The organism is Paenibacillus shenyangensis, assembly GCF_000346635.1.
Lineage (GTDB): Bacteria > Bacillota > Bacilli > Paenibacillales > Paenibacillaceae > Saccharibacillus > Saccharibacillus dauci.
Genome location: NZ_AOIG01000024.1, coordinates 46247 through 61836 on the forward strand (window position 1 = coordinate 46247; position 15590 = coordinate 61836).

The 15590-nt window shown below is 46.9% G+C and carries 17 protein-coding genes; 15 read left to right on the forward strand and 2 right to left on the reverse strand.

Annotation, left to right across the window (positions count from 1 at the left end):
* Positions 1–157 precede the first annotated feature (157 nt).
* A complete protein-coding gene (locus H065_RS0119020; RefSeq protein ID WP_017814673.1) occupies positions 158–550 on the forward strand; it encodes an Asp23/Gls24 family envelope stress response protein in 393 nt (130 codons plus the stop codon).
* A gap of 90 nt (positions 551–640) precedes the next feature.
* On the opposite strand, the gene ftsW is transcribed toward H065_RS0119020, so the two are convergent.
* Positions 641–1876 carry a putative lipid II flippase FtsW gene (gene ftsW, locus H065_RS0119025; RefSeq protein WP_036630392.1) on the reverse strand — a complete coding sequence of 412 codons (1236 nt, stop codon included), beginning with the start codon at positions 1874–1876 and terminating at the stop codon, positions 641–643.
* A gap of 410 nt (positions 1877–2286) precedes the next feature.
* Here ftsW and H065_RS0119035 point away from each other — a divergent pair, with 410 nt between their 5' ends.
* The 8 genes from H065_RS0119035 (at position 2287) to H065_RS26390 (ending at position 8125) form a co-directional block, all read left to right on the forward strand.
* Positions 2287–3465, forward strand: a complete 1179-nt coding sequence (locus H065_RS0119035) for a M20 metallopeptidase family protein (protein ID WP_017814675.1) — start codon at positions 2287–2289, stop codon at positions 3463–3465.
* A 157-nt stretch (positions 3466–3622) separates the two neighbouring features.
* Complete coding sequence (locus H065_RS0119040) at positions 3623–4066, forward strand: YlbF/YmcA family competence regulator (RefSeq protein ID WP_017814676.1); 444 nt, start codon at positions 3623–3625, stop codon at positions 4064–4066.
* Positions 4038–4358: a YlbG family protein gene (locus H065_RS0119045; protein WP_017814677.1), complete on the forward strand. Its 321-nt coding sequence runs from the start codon at positions 4038–4040 to the stop codon at positions 4356–4358. Before H065_RS0119040 ends, H065_RS0119045 begins: the two co-directional genes overlap by 29 nt.
* 436 nt (positions 4359–4794) lie before the next feature.
* Positions 4795–5232 (forward strand): hypothetical protein, encoded by a 438-nt coding sequence (locus H065_RS0119050; RefSeq protein ID WP_017814678.1) that lies wholly within the window; start codon positions 4795–4797, stop codon positions 5230–5232.
* A gap of 163 nt (positions 5233–5395) precedes the next feature.
* Positions 5396–6298 carry a LysR family transcriptional regulator gene (locus H065_RS0119055; RefSeq protein ID WP_017814679.1) on the forward strand — a complete coding sequence of 301 codons (903 nt, stop codon included), beginning with the start codon at positions 5396–5398 and terminating at the stop codon, positions 6296–6298.
* 140 nt (positions 6299–6438) lie between these two features.
* A complete protein-coding gene (locus tag H065_RS0119060; RefSeq protein ID WP_036630395.1) occupies positions 6439–7290 on the forward strand; it encodes a PHP domain-containing protein in 852 nt (283 codons plus the stop codon).
* An 88-nt stretch (positions 7291–7378) separates the two neighbouring features.
* Positions 7379–7516, forward strand: a complete 138-nt coding sequence (locus H065_RS28340) for a hypothetical protein (protein WP_017814681.1) — start codon at positions 7379–7381, stop codon at positions 7514–7516.
* 3 nt (positions 7517–7519) lie between these two features.
* On the forward strand, positions 7520–8125 hold the full coding sequence (locus tag H065_RS26390) for an NAD-dependent epimerase/dehydratase family protein (protein ID WP_274517942.1): 606 nt from the start codon (positions 7520–7522) through the stop codon (positions 8123–8125).
* A 182-nt stretch (positions 8126–8307) separates the two neighbouring features.
* On the opposite strand, the gene H065_RS0119070 is transcribed toward H065_RS26390, so the two are convergent.
* Positions 8308–10116 (reverse strand): Rqc2 family fibronectin-binding protein, encoded by a 1809-nt coding sequence (locus H065_RS0119070; RefSeq protein WP_017814683.1) that lies wholly within the window; start codon positions 10114–10116, stop codon positions 8308–8310.
* A 204-nt stretch (positions 10117–10320) separates the two neighbouring features.
* On the opposite strand from H065_RS0119070, the gene dapF reads away from it, so the two are divergent.
* The 6 genes from dapF to rpoZ all read left to right on the forward strand — a co-directional run bounded on the left by dapF (position 10321) and on the right by rpoZ (position 15314).
* Positions 10321–11157: a diaminopimelate epimerase gene (gene dapF, locus H065_RS0119075; protein WP_017814684.1), complete on the forward strand. Its 837-nt coding sequence runs from the start codon at positions 10321–10323 to the stop codon at positions 11155–11157.
* Between the two features lie 100 nt (positions 11158–11257).
* The gene (locus tag H065_RS0119080; RefSeq protein ID WP_017814685.1) at positions 11258–13150 is read left to right on the forward strand and encodes a bifunctional homocysteine S-methyltransferase/methylenetetrahydrofolate reductase; all 1893 of its coding nucleotides are present in this window, start codon (positions 11258–11260) and stop codon (positions 13148–13150) included.
* A 32-nt stretch (positions 13151–13182) separates the two neighbouring features.
* Positions 13183–14070: a YicC/YloC family endoribonuclease gene (locus tag H065_RS0119085; protein WP_017814686.1), complete on the forward strand. Its 888-nt coding sequence runs from the start codon at positions 13183–13185 to the stop codon at positions 14068–14070.
* Between the two features lie 63 nt (positions 14071–14133).
* Positions 14134–14394 (forward strand): extracellular matrix/biofilm regulator RemA, encoded by a 261-nt coding sequence (gene remA / locus H065_RS0119090; RefSeq protein ID WP_017814687.1) that lies wholly within the window; start codon positions 14134–14136, stop codon positions 14392–14394.
* Positions 14395–14461: 67 nt separating this feature from the next.
* Complete coding sequence (gene gmk / locus H065_RS0119095; RefSeq protein WP_017814688.1) at positions 14462–15034, forward strand: guanylate kinase; 573 nt, start codon at positions 14462–14464, stop codon at positions 15032–15034.
* Positions 15035–15080: 46 nt separating this feature from the next.
* On the forward strand, positions 15081–15314 hold the full coding sequence (rpoZ, locus tag H065_RS0119100; RefSeq protein WP_017814689.1) for a DNA-directed RNA polymerase subunit omega: 234 nt from the start codon (positions 15081–15083) through the stop codon (positions 15312–15314).
* Positions 15315–15590 lie beyond the last annotated feature (276 nt).

The window sequence follows — 15590 nt, forward strand, 5'->3', positions numbered from 1 at the left end:
ACACAGCATAAACGTTTCATAAGCAGAAATAGCGGGTATAAATATTGTTTTTGAATATCTGCGCAATATGCAATAAAATAGAGAAGTAAACATTATGGTTAGTTGCATCCAGGCTGTAATATGCCAACAGGGGTGCAAGCTTTGGAGGAGGATGGACATGACCGAATCATTACAATTGGAGATGGGCACAATCAAGATTGCCGATGACGTCGTAGCAAAAGTGGCGGGCATGGCCGCACTGGAGACACCGGGGATTGCTGCTATGTCCGGCGGATTATCCGAAGGATTCGCCAAACGTCTAAGTGGTAAAAATGTACAAAAAGGGGTAACTGTCGAAGTCGGACAACGCGAGGCAGCCATTGATCTGCGTATCATTGTACTGTACGAGACACCGATTCACGAAGTATGCCGTATGCTCCAGCAAAATGTGCGTGAAGCAGTAGAGACCTTGACCGGTCTCAAAGTTGTTGAAGTGAATGTCAAAGTAGAAGGTGTAGCCTTCAAGGATGACATGATCGACTTCGAGCCACCAGTTCGTTCCAGATCCTAATCAGCCCATACAACAGCATACCAGAACTGCACATACAAAAACGGCGGGGAATTCCCCGCCGTTTTTTATATTACGATTTGGTTGGATAGCTTATTTCATTCGCATGGAGACGGATTGACGACGTGTATATCCGTTGCCAGTCTCCTGCTTTTCCGCCAGAGCACGATTGGTCTCTCTGGAGATACTGAGCATAATGCCCATACTGAGCATCATAATGACGAGTGAAGTACCACCATAACTGATAAAGGGAAGTGGAACCCCGGTTAGAGGAATCGTCTTGGTCACCCCGCCGATATTGATAAAGGCCTGGATCGCAAACAAGCCCATAATACCTACGCCCGCCAGTGTACCAAAAATATCCGGACATCGGAGCGCAATAATAATGCCTCGCCAGATAAAGTAGGCATAGACCAGTAGGAACAGTACCGTTCCAATCAAGCCGAATTCTTCGGCGATAATAGCGAAAATAAAGTCATTATACGGATTGGGTAGATAGTGGAGTTTCTGAATACTTTTACCGAACCCTGCTCCTGTAACGCCGCCTTCGCCAATGGCTATAAGCGACTGAAGCATATTATAAGTGCCACCTGTCGGATCGGCAAATGGGTTAAGATAGGCTTCAATCCGATCAGCCCTGTAGTTTCCGCTGGCAGGCTCATCTTTAGTGAACAGCGAACTGATACCAAACACAATGGCTGCCCCAAGTACAAGTAGCATGACAGAAGCCATAATATGCTTCATACTGGCACCACCCACGTAAATAATCAGTCCCGCAGTTGCTACCAGAATCATACAGGAACCAAGGTCAGGCTGCAGCATGATCAGTCCGGCAACGAGCCCGACGATTAACATGACCGGAATGTATCCGGTGCGCAGGTCTCGCAGTCGATCGCCTTTTTTGGCAATCAGGGCCGAGAGATACAGGATGACCGCGAGCTTGGCAAATTCCGCCGGCTGCAATGAAGCACCACCTGGCAGACGAATCCAGCTTCGCGCACCATTCAGATGCACACCGACCACAAGCACGGCCAGTAGCAGAACCAGCGTGATCAGGAAAAAGGGGGCAAACCACTTTTTATATTTACTGTAATGGGCCTTCATCGCGAAGAACATGGCGATTGTACCGATGATCGCATACATAATATGTCGCTTTGTAAAATACAGCGCATCATTGTTATAGCTGGCACTGGTCAACGCCAGACTGGAGCTGGCACTGAACACCATTAGAATACCAAAGCCGATCAGGACAAAGGTGAGGACGAGTAGCTGAAAATCCGGTGCGCCTTTTTTGATGGTTTTGGGAGTCGCTTGGGCAGGCTTTGGCATGTTGCGTACATTGGAACTTTTGGTACGATAACGATCCGCAATACTCTGGTTGGAAGATCTCGATGTAGTTTGTCTTATTTTATTCATTCATGTATCCCCGGTAATGGAACGGATATGTACAAATGTGCAGCACGGTTGTCTATGTTCAGACGAATTTTCATCATGCACAAATCCTCCTTTGAAATAAAAATACTCAATTATGTTAAGTTTATCTTTCATGATAGTACGTTTTAAAAGCAGGTGCAAGCTTTTGCTCGCTTTTGGATACCTATGTACAAAGGCATTTTACAAACAACTGTTTTTGCTTCAAAATAATGCCTAACAGTTTATTTAACCTTGATTAAGCAGCTGAAACATAAAGTGGAGTGAAAAAAACGAATTTACCTATAAAGCGAAGGGATGGAGTGCAGATGGGAGATTACAACTGGCAAGCATTATATCCGGATATGGTACAGTGGCGGCGTCATCTCCACCAGCACCCCGAGCTGTCTTATCAGGAGCATCAGACCATGGCGTTTGTGGCAGAGCGCTTGCGCTCTTTTGGGGTAGAGACACAGGATGGTGTAGGAGATACAGGAGTGATTGGAATCATCAAGGGCAGCCTGCCCGGCAAAACGGTAGCATTGCGAGCAGATATGGATGCTTTGCCTATACAGGACGAAAAGGATTGCGAATACGCCTCACAGGTGCCTGGAGTGATGCATGCTTGCGGTCACGACGGACATACTTCCGGTCTGCTGGCAGTTGCGCGATACTTTAGTGAGAACAGGGAAAAGCTTCGTGGTGAAGTGCGTCTTATTTTCCAGCCGGGAGAAGAGGTTTGTCCGGGCGGAGCACTCAAGATGATCGAAGCAGGTGCGCTCAATGGGGTGGATGCGATCTATGGTGTCCATCTGTGGACTCCCTTTGCAGCAGGAACACTGGCTAGCGCACCGGGACCGGTAATGGCATCAACCGATGAGTTCTTTATTAACATTACGGGAAAAGGTGGACACGGCGGTATCCCGCATGTGACGGTGGATAGTCTGCTGATCGGCGCGCAGCTGGTCGTGCAGCTGCAATCGATTATCAGCCGCAATGTGAACCCGCTGAATCCGGCTGTGCTGACCGTAGGCACGTTCCAGAGTGGTACAGCACAGAATATTATTGCAGAGAACTGCCGTATTACCGGAACTGTACGTACCTTTGATGAAGAGACACGCACGCTGATCCGAAAGCGTATTGAAGAAGTCAGTCAACAATTATGTGCGCTTAACGGGGCTGAAGTAGACATCGAATATATGATGGGTTATCCGACGCTCGTGAACCATGCTGGCGAGACGGAACGGTTTTTCCAGGTAGCCAAAGAGATGTTTGGCCAAGAGCAGGTGTTTCAGACACCGCCGATGATGCCTGCCGAAGATTTTGCTTATTATGTGCAAAAGGTTCCCGGCTGCTTTATTTTTGTAGGGGCAGGTAATCAGGAGCTCGGAGCCGTTTACCCGCACCATCATGCCAGATTTGATATTGATGAGTCTGCCATGCTGAGCGCAGCCCGCATTCTGGCAGCGATGGCGGAAGATTTTCTGAATCAACCCGAAACAGAATAGTGCTAACTTGCTTATGGCAGAATCCGTAACATGCTGTCTATTGTTTTTGGAAAAAGACTTCTAATCTGCCAATTCCTTATGCTATGATGGAAGAGACAGCACGTGTAATTCACACGTACCATAGCTGTCCATTATATACAGGAATGGGATGAACTTCATGAGCGTAACCGAGACCAGAACGGTTGATATGGCCGAAGTCTTGACATGCGCCTATGATTTGGGCGATATGATCAACAATTCTATCGAAGTCGCGAATTATCTATATTGGAAAGAACGGATGCAAATTCATCCGGAAGTACAACGCTTGGTTATCAAGCTGGATAGCAAGAAGGAGCTTTTCGAGGAAACCCAGCGTTTTGGTCATTTCCATCCCAACTATCACGCTGCGATGCAAGAAGTCGAGGCTGTACAGGAGGAAATGCAGCGCATTGAGGAAGTTCGCAGATTTACAGAAGCTGAGAGCAACCTGGATCGCATGCTGTATGAGATGTCTGAGATGATCGCACATTCGGTCTCCGAGACAATCAAGGTTCCAAGTAATGATCCTTTACCAAAAGGAGGCGGATGCGGCAGTGGAGGCTCATGTGGATGCGGCGGATAACAATCCGCGTCAAGAACAGGAACAGGCCGTTTTTCCAGAACGAATCGGATATATTATCTGGGTGAGTGATGTAAAAGCAGCACGTAATCTTGAAAAATACGGATGTGTACATTATATTTCACGCCGTATGCAGTACGTCGTTATGTATATGAATTCCGAGAAAACGGATGATATACTCAAAAATATGCGGAGACTTCCGTATGTACGGAAGATCGAGCGTTCGTATCGTAATGAAATCAAGACAGAATACAGCAAAAATGTACCGGATCAGACACAGTTCTACGGTATTTAAATTTTACAGTTTATAAATAATGGGATTGCAGGCAGCACTCATTGTCAGAGTGCTGCAGCAGGCCCGGATGAAATATAGCAGCGACCTTTGGGTCGCTTTTTTTATTCTTTTCTGGAAAGCGGTTTCATAAAAGGGTGGAAATTGGTATAAAATAGTAAAATATATGATATAATTTTTAACTTTTTGACTTTATGGGTTAAAAGAGAGTAAGGAACTGTCGATATACTTTGTAGTGGGACTCAAGAACTGTAGTAATAGTACAGTAGTTTAATTAATATGATAAAAATGACACCGTAACGTAGTCTGGGCCGTAAAACAATATATCAATTGGTAGCTTTCTCGCCCTATTGTAGGTCTTTAGAATTATTAAATGATAATCAATAGGCAATAATACTTAGGCGGAAAGACCTGCGAAGATGGGGAGTGAATAATTATAATGAGAGACAAAGTAATGGAGCGCTGGAGTACTTATGAACCATTCCATGTTGCACTGGGTGAGAAGAAAGTGGCAGATGTAGTTATTACCAATCATGCTATCAGTCGTTTTAATGATCGAATCGCCAAAGCAGATACCCCTACAGAAGATATCGCTTCCTTTATGTGGGATAGCCTAAAGCAGGATCGCATCATTTCCTATTATCGCAAAGAAGAAGATGTATATCTGATTGATGAAGACGTAGTCGTTGTTGCTGAATTCGCTGAACTGCCCGGTGAGTTTGATCTTGCAGGTAATCCGCTTCACAAAATGATCGTAGTTACCTTCCTCGGAAAAATGTCCGAAACGATCGAGCTCCGTGATCTGAAATCTTATTATTCATGGTTGAGACACTCTCGCCGCATGACATTGATCAAAAATAGCCGTAAACGTAAATAATACGTGAATAGAGTGGATTCATGAACGGGCCTAGCTTGCATTCGTAATGGATGAGCAGTCTGCTTTATCATCATATGAACCCTCGGGAGCCTGCATATGCAGGCTCTTTTGTTATGTGCTTTTTTTGGGGTACAATAAAGTACGACCAAGGAGGGAAACGGCATTGGCTTTTAACTTTCATCAGTTACATATCTTTTATACTGTTGCCGAGCGGGGCAGTTTCTCTGCAGCAGCCCAGGCGCTTCATATGACCCAGCCTGCAGTGACCATGCAGGTACAATCGCTGGAGGAACATTTTGGTACCAAATTACTGATTCGTACGACCAAACGGATCGAGCTATCGGAAGCAGGACATGCGCTTATGCCTTTTGCGCGTCGGGGGATTGAGCTGATGCGTGAAACAGATGCAGCCATGTCACGGTTTACCGATAATATGGCTGGACGTCTCATGCTGGGTGCAAGCAATACGATTGGCGAATACGTACTCCCCCGGCTGCTTGTTCCACTGGGGCAGCGTTATCCGGATATGAAAATCATGCTTAAGGTGATGAATACAACACAGATTCTAGAAGAAATTAGCCGCAATCAACTGGACTTTGGTCTGATTGAAGCATGGGTAGAGCATCCCGATATGACGATCAAGCCGGTAATGCAGGATGAATTGAAACTGATTATACCTGCGGGGCATCCCTTGGACGAACTGCCAAGAATCACATTGGAAGACGTGCTGAAGTATTCCTTTGTGCTGCGAGAGAAGGGATCGGGTACAAGACAAGTGATGGAAGAAGAATTTATCCGGCATCATATGGATCTGGAACGTATCGATACCATTATGGAACTGGGCAGCACGGGAGCAGTCAAGTCAGCGGTAGAAGCCGGACTCGGAATTACGATCCTGTCTCCGTCTTCGGTCAAGCATGAAGTTGCACTCGGCCTGCTCAAAGTGCTGGATATCGAGGGTGTTTCTTTTCAAAGGCAGTTCTATTCGATCCATCTCAAATCTACACTGCTCAGCATTCCATCGATTTCTTTTTTACAATTTTTGCAGGAATATTCATTGACTTAAAATGTGTTGGCTGATTTGAATATGGTTTGGATATCGGCTGATTGTATTCGTTTTTCTGCCAAAAATCGAATAAATATATTAACAATGAGCGTGATTTTAAAAATAGTCAGGAGTGAGATCATTTGAATCCTACAGACTCTATGTATACAGGATATGCAGATATGCATACCCATACCCAGGCTTCGGACGGAATGAATACACCAACCGAAAATGTACAGCTGGCTGTAGCAGCCGGACTGAGTGCTCTTGCTATTACGGATCATGATACGGTAGCTGGCGTAGCAGAAGCACTGGCAGCAGGTGAACAGTATGGAGTGACCATCATACCGGGAGTAGAGATCAGCACTATGGAAGAAGACAAGGATATTCATATTCTCGGCTATTATATGAATATCGAAGATCCTGTTTTTCTGGAGAGACTCGCCGGACTTCGCCAGATCAGGGATACGCGTAACGAGATGATTCTGGCAAAGCTGCGTGAGCTTGGTGTTGAGATTACAATGGAAGATGTATTGAAGCAGCTCGGGCGCGAATTAATGCCGGACGAGAGTATTGGACGACCGCATATGGCAGATACACTTGTAGCCAAAGGGTATGCCGAAGATATGCGTGATGCTTTTAACAAATATCTGGCTCAGGATGCCGCTGCTTATGTATCCTCGCCGCGTATTCGTCCACACGAAGCGGCGCAGTGGATTATAGAGGCAGGTGGTGTACCTGTTATGGCACATCCAGGTATCTATGGAGACGACGATCTGGTCGCCCGTATACTCGATCAGAGTGAACTGGCAGGACTGGAAGTGTATCATTCCGATCATTCACCGGCGGATGAACAGCGCTATCTGCAATTTGCAAGTCAAAGAGGACTGATTGTCACTGGCGGATCCGATTATCATGGCGCGCGGCAAGGCAAAGCATTTCATGGTCCAATCGGTGGTAAAAGGGTACCGACAAGTGTACTCACTCAACTGCTTGAACGGACTTCAGGTTGAGTCTAAAGTGTAAATATAAAAAGTAATGAATTAGAAGTATATTCTGTCCTCTACCGCTCTGAAAATATACTTCACAAAGGAGCAGCATATGCGCATATTAATTACGGGTTCTTCCGGCAAAATAGGTACGGTACTTACCACGTATCTCGTAAGCAAATATGATTTGCTGCTGGCAGATCTTCACTTTGATCGACTGGCTTCGGAGATTCGGCAGCAAACCGAGTAGCAGATCAATAATCTAGCGGATCCCGAGGCCTGTCTGCAATTAACATCCGGTATAGACCTTGTGATCCATCTGGCAGGCAATCCTTCACCAGACGCAGACTTTTATGAAGATTTGCTAGATAACAATATCAAAGGCAGCTATAATCTGTTCCATGCTTGTCAGCAAAATGGAGTAAAACGTATCGTATTCGCAAGCAGTGCACAGACGATGGAAGCATATCCTGTAGATGTCCAGACCACCACTGCCATGCAGATGCGTCCCAAAAATATGTACGGAGTCAGCAAAGCATTTCTGGAATCGCTTGCCAGCTATTATGCCTATGAACATGGTCTGGAGAGTATAGGCCTACGAATCGGTGCATTTGATGATTTCCATCCGGGAGAGCCGATGACTACACGTGATATGAGTGCGTATCTGAGTCCACGGGATCTATGTCATTTGGTGGAAAAAGGATTGACTGCTCCGCTGAAGGAGCCTTTTCTGCTTGTTAATGCTATTTCAAATAATCGCTTTAAACGGCTGAATATCGAAGATGCGATTCGTGAATTGGGATATGAGCCGCAGGATAACGCTTTTGCTTTGCAGCAGATTTTCAAAGATGAGGAATAATGATCGCAGGTCTGTAAGGCAAAAAAGGTACATCTATACGACAAGTGTAAGCAGATGCTACGCAAAAAAAGCGTTCCGGTACGTCGAAATAGACGTTCGGAACGCTTTTTTGCGCAGTAGAGAACTATACTACCGTACAGAACAGCCACAAGTACCTAAATAAGCTGCTGGGCTATTCGCTATTACATTTTGATCGTGCTGCTCAGACGCTTGATCATATCTTCTTCCGGCGTAATAAACAGGGTAGTCTGATGATCGTAAATGACAAAGCCCGGTTTGGAGCCGCTCGGTTTGTGTACATGACGGATCTGGGTATAATCGACCGGCACGCTGCTTGATTCTTTGGCCTGGCTAAAGTAGGCAGCGAGCTGTGCAGCTTCAGCTAGGGTTGCATCGCCAAATTCACTGCTGCGAATAACAACATGGGAGCCTGGAATATCCTTGGTGTGCAGCCAGGTATCATTATTGTTTGCCATTTTATTGGTAATATATTCGTTTTGCAGATTATTTTTGCCGACATACATCTCGATACCTTCACTGGAAGTATAGATGTGCAGAGTAGGACGGTTATCTTTCTTTTTCTTTTTGTTCTTTTTGTTACGATTGCGGACGTAGCCCTGTTCGGCCAGCTCTTCCCGAATCTCGTCGATATCCTGGAGTGCCGCACTTTGCAGCTGCTGCAGCAGAGAATCGAGATAAGCAATTTCCTCATGCGTACGGGTTAGCTGTTCTTCAATCACTGCCAGGCTATTTTTGTATTTATTGTACTTTTTAAAATAACGCTGGGCATTGTCGGAAGGAGACAATTGCGGATCAAGCTGAACTTTGATCGGGCGCTGCTCTTCATCGTAGAAATTGATAAGCTCAATCTCTTTGTCTCCTTTGGTAATCTGATGCAGTGAAGCGAATAGCAGCTCGCCCTGAATACGATATTTCTCGGCATCATCGGCTTCCAGCTGATCCTTGCGCAGATTATCTAGCTTTTTGATATTTTTGCTTCGTTCATTTTGCAAAAAACGCAGCAGATCACTGGTTTTCTGCTTAACGGTATCGCGCTCGGCCTTGCTGCCATAATAAGCTTCGATACATTCGCTCATGGAAGAGTAATGCTTCTCTTCCTCTTGAATCTGTATCAGTGGTACAGCCGAGAAGATAAGCTTGCTTTTGGCATTTAATCCGCTCACCGGATCATACTGCCCTTGACGAATCGGTTCCATGAAGGACTCGAAAGAAGTCCACAGTGCATCTGCATCTACTTTGTCCGGCGACTGTGATTGTTGTTGATCGGAATTAGACTCCGTTGATAAATTCTGTGTATCCGCAGATTCTTGCACTGGAGTAGCCTGAAGCGCACGCTGTACCACTTCACTGGCAATCAATGGACTGATCCCTGTAAAAGTATCCAGAATAAAACGGGCAGACGTATCCGCATAATCGGCATAGCTGCTCAAGAACTGCTCCCGACCTGTCTCCAGCGGGTTCAGCTTGTTCTGCTGTGGGGGTTCCTGATAACTGAAGCCCGGCATAATAATCCGGTAACTACTGATCGCCGGAGTAACATGATGAATACCGTCTATAATCGTATTTGCTATCGGATCAACCAGAATCAGATTACTATGTCGTCCCATCAGTTCCACGATAATCCGCTTAACCGATACATCGCCTAATTCATCCCGCTGACGAATCTGGAAATGAATAATACGCTCCATACCTACCTGCTCAATCGCTTCGATAATCCCGCTCTCGCAGTGCTTGCGCAACAGCATGCAGAACATTGGAGCTTCCTGCGGATTCATAAATGATTGTTCGGTAAACTGCACACGGGGGTACGTCGGATTCGCACTCAGCAATAACTTGCGATTCTCCCGCTGCGCACGAATTTGAAAAACAATATCACTATCTGTAGGCTGATAAATCTTATTAATACGCGACCCCACCAGAACCTGCAGGTCCTGCACAATCGCGCGAGTTACAATACCATCAAGTGCCATGTCATTTTCTCCTTATTCTAGCGTTTAACTTGTTAAACGCGATGTTCAATAAAAAAGCAATTTTTGCAAAGCAAAATATTGCACGAACTCCATCCTATTCCACCTATTCTATCATGCCACAAAGCATTCGCAATTTATAGTCGTATCATGTATGCTTACCCAGTAGGAAGTGATTAAACAGCATATTCAGGGGAGAGAGCAGCGATGGAATTTACCAAAATGAACGGACTTGGCAATGATTTTATCGTGGTGTATGGCGAGCCATCTCTGCCTGCTAACGCGGCGGAACTGGCGATCCAGCACTGCAATCGGTACTTTGGGATCGGTGCGGATGGGCTGGTCTTTATTTTGCCTTCCGCCCGAGCAGATTATATGATGCGGATTATTAATGCAGATGGATCGGAAGCAGAGCAGTGTGGCAATGCAATCCGTTGCGTAGCCAAATATGTGTTTGACCGTGGTTTTGCAGCAGGCACAGAGATTCAGATCGAGACGATCGGTGCCGGCGTTCAGGCAGTTACGGTGCAAGAAGAGAATGGCAAAGCGGTTACGGTACGTGTGGATATGGGTGAGCCTGTCCTCGAAGCAGGTCTGATCCCGGTTGCTCTAGAAGGCAATCCGGTCCTGAACCAGCCGGTAGAAGTAGAAGGGCGGCATTTTCATTTTACAGCTGTATCAATGGGGAACCCGCACTGCGTAATTTATGTGGAGGATGCAGTGAATTTTGATCTGCATCAATGGGGACCGCTGCTGGAGACTCATCCGCTATTTCCACGCAAGGTCAATGTAGAGTTTACCACGGTACAGAGCCGTGACCGGATCGATATGAGAGTCTGGGAACGGGGAGCGGGACCGACACTTGCCTGTGGTACGGGAGCTTGTGCGACACTCGTGGCTTCAGTGCTGAATGGTTATTCCGACCGTAATGCCCATGTCTCGCTCAAGGGCGGAGACCTGTATATTGAGTGGGATGAGAGCAGTAATCATGTCTATATGACCGGTCCGGCAGCAACGGTATATACCGGACAGACGCTGGATTAAGCTCCGGTTATACCTTTTAGCTATATCAGCTATTTCTGCCTCGATTTGCTTGGGATTTATGATACATTTAAGCATAAATCGATACAGCGAGGTGTAGCAGATGAAGCCGGATTTGCGATCAAGATGGACAGAAGGTGTTATTGTAGGCGACGGAGCAATGGGAACCTATTTATATCAGCTGGGATTCCCGGTAGGCATCTCCTATGAGGAGCTGAACCTGCTGAGTCCGCATATTATTGAAGATGTGCATCGACAGTATGTGACTGCAGGGGCAGAAATGCTGGAGACGAATACCTTTTCCGCCAATCATGAAAAGCTGGCCAAATATGGGCTTGAACATAAAGTAGAAGAGATTAACCGGGCCGGTGTACGTATTGCCAGGCAGGCAGCCGGGGATCAGGCTTATGTGGTTGGATCGGTCGGTGCGATCCGGGAAGGCAAACGTTCGAATACGCCGCTTCCGCAGCTGCGCAAATATTTCAGACAGCAGCTGAATGCGATATTGGAAGAAGGGGTCGATGGCATTCTGCTGGAGACATTCTTCGAGCTGGAGGAGCTGGCTGTTGCTCTCAAGCAAGTGCGCAAGCTGACCGATATTCCGGTTATCTGCCAATTAACGGTGGAGGATGCAGTGCGTACACTGGATGGGTACAGTCTGCCGGATGCTTTTGCCATTCTGACAGAAGCTGGAGCAGACATGGTAGGACTGAACTGCCGCGTCGGTCCAAATGGAACGATGCGGGCATTGGAATATGTACGTGGCAAAGTATCACTGCCGCTATCAGTGTATCCGGATGCCGGTGTAGCCAGCTATGTGGATGGTGAGTACCGCTACAAGGCGAAGCCTTCATATTTTGGACAAAGTTCGGTTCGCTTGGCAGAGCTGGGTGCCAGAGTAATCGGCGGCTGCTGTGGAACGACGCCAAAGCATATTGCTGCGATTGCTCGTGCACTGGCTGATTATGTGCCGGCACCACTCGACTTTTCGAATGTGCGCGTTCCTTCACCGCAGGTTAGTATTACGATGGAAAAGGATATTCTAGGCGGCTGGGGCTCCGATCGGGAGGATGTACCGCCTACACTGGTTGAATTGGTCAAAGAACGACCGACGGTTATCGTGGAACTTGATCCGCCGCGTGATCTGGATATTACAGGCTTTATGGCTGGAGCCGAAGCGCTCAAAAAGGCCGGTGCCGATGCTGTAACCATGGCGGATAATTCACTTGCTGTTACGCGGATGAGCAATATGGCACTGGCTCATCTGGTTCAGCGGGAGACCGGACTTCGTCCGCTCGTGCATGTAACATGCCGGGATCGCAATATGATCGGTAATCAGTCACATATGATGGGGCTGAATGCACTGGGCGTGGATCATATCCTCGCGGTCACAGGCGATCCATCCAAGTTCGGTGATCTGCCTGGCGCAAGCTCGGTCTACGATATGACTTCATTTGACATGATCCGTATGATCAAGCAACTGAATGAGGGAATAGCCTTCTCGGGCAAAGTACTCAAGCATCGAGCACGTTTTGTAGTCGGGGCTGCTTTTAACCCGAATGTGAAGCATCTGGACAAAGCGGTACAGCGTCTGGAGAAGAAAATCGCTGCAGGTGCCGACTATATCATGACCCAGCCGGTCTATGATGAACAGCTGATTCGTGATATGTATGAAGCAACCAAACATCTGAGCGTTCCTATTTTTATCGGTATTATGCCGCTGGCCAGTGGACGCAATGCGGAATACCTGCATAATGAGGTACCTGGGATTCAGCTGCCTGATCATATTCGTGGCCGTATGGCAGGGCTCGAAGGACCGGATGCCAGACAAACGGGTGTCGCTATCGCCCGTGAGCTGGTGGATGTGGCCTTGGAGTATTTTAATGGAATTTATATCATGACTCCATTTATGTTGTACGATATGAGTGCACAGCTTACTGAATATGTATGGGCAAAAGCAAAGCAGCGTCCAAACCCCTTGTTTCATGGTAAATAATCAATTACAATAGAATAACGGATGTGATGCCGATGTCATTCAGTATGACCGGATACGGTCAGTCCGCCGTGCAATATGGCGGCTACAAAATCCAGATTGAAGTCAAATCCGTCAATCATCGCTACTGCGAAGTGATGCTCCGGCTGCCCCGTGAATGGGCTGGCCTGGAGGATACGCTGCGCAAGCTGGTACAGAGCCAGCTAAAGCGTGGACGGATTGATGTGTTTGTAAATAAGGAGCAGGATGGCGGCGAACAGGCAGCATTGAAGCTGGATCAGGCAGCAGTCCGATCCTATATTCAGGCAGCCCGTGAGCTTCAGCAGTTTGAGGAGCTGGAAGGCCGGCTGGATATTAATCAGCTGCTGGCGCTGCCCGGGGTCATGACCGTTCAGGAGAATGGGAACGATGATGATCCGGAGCAGTGGAGAGAGCTACTGGAGCAAGGTCTAGGCGAAGCGCTGACAGGCCTGCTTGAGATGCGTGCCAGAGAAGGGTGTCATCTGGCAGAAGATCTGCGCGGACGACTCGATCATCTGGAGCAGCTCTATACCGAGATGCGGCGTCTGGCTCCTACAGTCGTAGAAGAACATCGTGTCCGGCTGCGGCAGCGTTTATCCGAACTGCAGGACGGAAGTTTTCACTGGGATGAATCCCGTGTGGGAATGGAAATCGCCATTTTTGCGGATCGTTCCAATATTGACGAAGAATTAACACGTCTGGCGAGTCATTTTGAACAGTTCAGAAATCTGCTGCATACCGATGATCCGATTGGACGTAAAATGGATTTCTTGCTTCAGGAAATGAACCGGGAAGTGAACACGATTGGTTCCAAAGCTAATCATCTGGCTCTAGTTAACCATGTCGTCGAGATGAAAGCGGAGCTGGAAAAAATCCGTGAACAAGCCGCCAATTTGGAATAAAGACCAACAAGCGACCTTATTTCGGCGCGATTGAGTCAAATGTATAGGGGGAAAAACCTGAAGATGGCAATCAAACTTATCAATATTGGCTTTGGTAATATTGTATCAGCGAACCGGATTATCTCCATCGTAAGTCCGGAATCCGCGCCAATCAAACGTATTATTCAGGAAGCGCGTGATCGTCATATGCTGATCGATGCCACCTACGGAAGACGTACCCGTGCGGTTATCATCACAGACAGCGATCATGTTATCCTGTCGGCTGTACAGCCGGAGACTGTAGCACATCGTCTGTCTCTCAAAGACGACGATAACGACGAATAAACAAAAACAGGCTGTCGGCCTCCTTGCTTCGGTAATGACCGTCGGCAGCCCTACATTGGAGTGTACCATGTCTAAGGGATTATTATTTGTATTATCCGGTCCGTCCGGTGTGGGTAAAGGAACCGTAAGCGCAGAACTGCGTATCCGCAAGCCTGAGCTGATCTATTCGGTATCGGCGACGACTCGTCAGCCGCGAACTGGCGAAGTCGATGGAGTGAACTACTTCTTCAAGACACATGATGAGTTCAAAAAGATGATTGATAACGATATGCTGCTGGAATATGCGGAATATGTGGGTAATCATTATGGGACGCCGCGTGATTTTGTGGATAGAACGCTTGAGGCAGGTAATGATATTTTCCTGGAAATTGAAGTACAGGGCGCATTGAAAGTGATGGAGAAGTTTCCGGAAGGCGTATTTATTTTCCTGACCCCTCCATCATTTGAAGAACTGCAGAACCGTCTGCAAAATCGGGGAACCGAGACGCTGGACACCATCAACAACCGTATGACTGTTGCTGCAGATGAACTCGAAATGATGAAGCATTACGATTATGCAGTAGTCAATGATGAGATTGATCTGGCGTGCGAGCGTATCGAGAGCATTATTATTGCCGAGCATTGCAAGATCCGCAAATAAGAGGCTGAAGCCTGAGCTTCCAGCCCGATGAAGAGGTGCTTAATTCATGTTATATCCTTCTATTGATGAAATGATGAACAAAGTAGACAGCAAGTATTCCCTCGTTGTAGCAGCTTCCCGCCGTGCAAGACAACTGCGCGACGGCAGCAAAAGTGAACTTCATGATCCACGTTCCCACAAGTATGTAGGTGTGGCATTGGAAGAAATCTACAATGACAATATCAAAATCGAGCGCAGAACCGAAGCCGAGCTGGAGCAAAGCGATCGCGAAAACAAATAAATCTCACTGCAGCGGCGTTGGCAGTATGGCGCCTGTTACAGAGATGTAGTATCAACAGTCGGCCAATATACTGACTGACAAGGATAACAACCGTGAGGTTGTTATTTTTTGTGTCCATATGTATACACAGATAACCGGAAGAAGGTCTTTCTTCCGGTTACTTTTTTTGCGGAAAAGAGTTATAATTAAGGGATTGAACATGATTTCGTCCAAGGGCTGAATGTTCGATCTTTTTTTGCACAAATGGTTTTATACACAGTCTATAATCCACTATCA

Excerpts from the sequence above, each read along its gene's own strand:
- rpoZ (WP_017814689.1), top strand. The coding sequence starts at position 15,081 with ATGTTATATCCTTCTATTGATGAAATGATGAACAAAGTAGACAGCAAG.
- ftsW (WP_036630392.1), bottom strand. The coding sequence starts at position 1,876 with ATGCCAAAGCCTGCCCAAGCGACTCCCAAAACCATCAAAAAAGGCGCA.
- remA (WP_017814687.1), top strand. The coding sequence starts at position 14,134 with ATGGCAATCAAACTTATCAATATTGGCTTTGGTAATATTGTATCAGCG.
- gmk (WP_017814688.1), top strand. The coding sequence starts at position 14,462 with ATGTCTAAGGGATTATTATTTGTATTATCCGGTCCGTCCGGTGTGGGT.
- H065_RS0119040 (WP_017814676.1), top strand. The coding sequence starts at position 3,623 with ATGAGCGTAACCGAGACCAGAACGGTTGATATGGCCGAAGTCTTGACA.
- H065_RS0119050 (WP_017814678.1), top strand. The coding sequence starts at position 4,795 with ATGAGAGACAAAGTAATGGAGCGCTGGAGTACTTATGAACCATTCCAT.
- H065_RS0119060 (WP_036630395.1), top strand. The coding sequence starts at position 6,439 with ATGTATACAGGATATGCAGATATGCATACCCATACCCAGGCTTCGGAC.
- H065_RS0119070 (WP_017814683.1), bottom strand. The coding sequence starts at position 10,116 with ATGGCACTTGATGGTATTGTAACTCGCGCGATTGTGCAGGACCTGCAG.
- H065_RS0119085 (WP_017814686.1), top strand. The coding sequence starts at position 13,183 with ATGTCATTCAGTATGACCGGATACGGTCAGTCCGCCGTGCAATATGGC.
- H065_RS0119080 (WP_017814685.1), top strand. The coding sequence starts at position 11,258 with ATGAAGCCGGATTTGCGATCAAGATGGACAGAAGGTGTTATTGTAGGC.
- H065_RS0119020 (WP_017814673.1), top strand. The coding sequence starts at position 158 with ATGACCGAATCATTACAATTGGAGATGGGCACAATCAAGATTGCCGAT.
- dapF (WP_017814684.1), top strand. The coding sequence starts at position 10,321 with ATGGAATTTACCAAAATGAACGGACTTGGCAATGATTTTATCGTGGTG.
- H065_RS0119035 (WP_017814675.1), top strand. The coding sequence starts at position 2,287 with ATGGGAGATTACAACTGGCAAGCATTATATCCGGATATGGTACAGTGG.
- H065_RS28340 (WP_017814681.1), top strand. The coding sequence starts at position 7,379 with ATGCGCATATTAATTACGGGTTCTTCCGGCAAAATAGGTACGGTACTT.